This is a genomic window from Mesorhizobium sp. M2C.T.Ca.TU.002.02.1.1 (assembly GCF_003997225.1).
The window spans coordinates 1-927 of record NZ_RZTO01001328.1; the positions used below are offsets into that span (position 1 = coordinate 1).

Genomic DNA, 927 nt, shown 5'->3' on the forward strand with positions numbered 1-927 from the left:
TGGTGAGATAGGCCCAAAGGTCGGAAATGTCCTGTTCGGTCATCCTGGTGTAGGCCGGGTAGGGCATCGCCGGATAAAGCCGCACGCCATTGTGGCCGATGCCGGTCTTCATCATGTTGCGGAAATCGGCCTCGCTCCAGTTGCCGATGCCTGTCTCGCTGTCGGGCGTGATGTTTGGCGGGATCAGGGCGCCGAACGGCGTTTCGAGCGGCAGGCCGCCGGCCAAAGGCTTGCCGCCTGGCCTCGTATGACAGCCGGCGCAATCGCCGAGCACGGCCTGGTATTGGCCGCGAATGATCTGGTCCGCCTGGTCGGCGGCGATGGCGGAGGTCCAGCACAGGGTGGCGAGACCCACGGAAAGGGTGAGGGCCAGCGTCCTCATGCCTGCACCAGCGGTGCGCCCGGATTGCGCAGATATTGGTTGCGGATCGCATCGGCGGCGCGGAAAGCCAGCGCGCCCACGGTTCCCGTCGGATTCTTGCCCGCGTTCTGCGGGAAGGCCGAAGCGCCGATGACGAAGACGTTCGGCACGTCCCAGCTCTGCAGGAAAACGTTGACGGCGCTGCGCTTGGGGTCGGTCCCCATGATCGCGCCGCCGGTGTTGTGCGTGCTCTGGTACGGCACGCTGTCCCAGCCTTTCTTGCGCCGGCCGACGGCGTATTGCTTGCCGCCGAGCTTCTTGGCGATCTCCTCCATCCGGTCGCAGAGATAGTTCGACATGCGGATGTCGTTGTCGGGGAAGTCGAAGGTCATGCGCATCAACGGCCGGCCGAAACGATCCTTGTAGGTCGGATCGAGGTCGAGATAGTTGGTCCGCGTGGCATAGCTGCTTCCCTGCGAGGAGAAGGAAAGGGTGCTCTTGTAGCCCTCCACGGTGGCCTTCTTCCAGGCGCTGCCCCATTTCGGGGTCCCGGGCAGAGTGGGGCG

At 64.7% G+C, this 927-nt stretch carries 2 protein-coding genes; both read right to left on the reverse strand.

Annotated features, from left to right (window positions below; genetic code table 11):
• The coding region (locus EOD07_RS35880) for a cytochrome c (RefSeq protein WP_164772922.1) at positions 1-382 on the reverse strand (382 nt) is incomplete at its 3' end.
• The coding region (locus EOD07_RS35885; RefSeq protein ID WP_164772923.1) for a GMC oxidoreductase at positions 379-927 on the reverse strand (549 nt) is incomplete at its 5' end. The genes EOD07_RS35880 and EOD07_RS35885, both read right to left, overlap by 4 nt.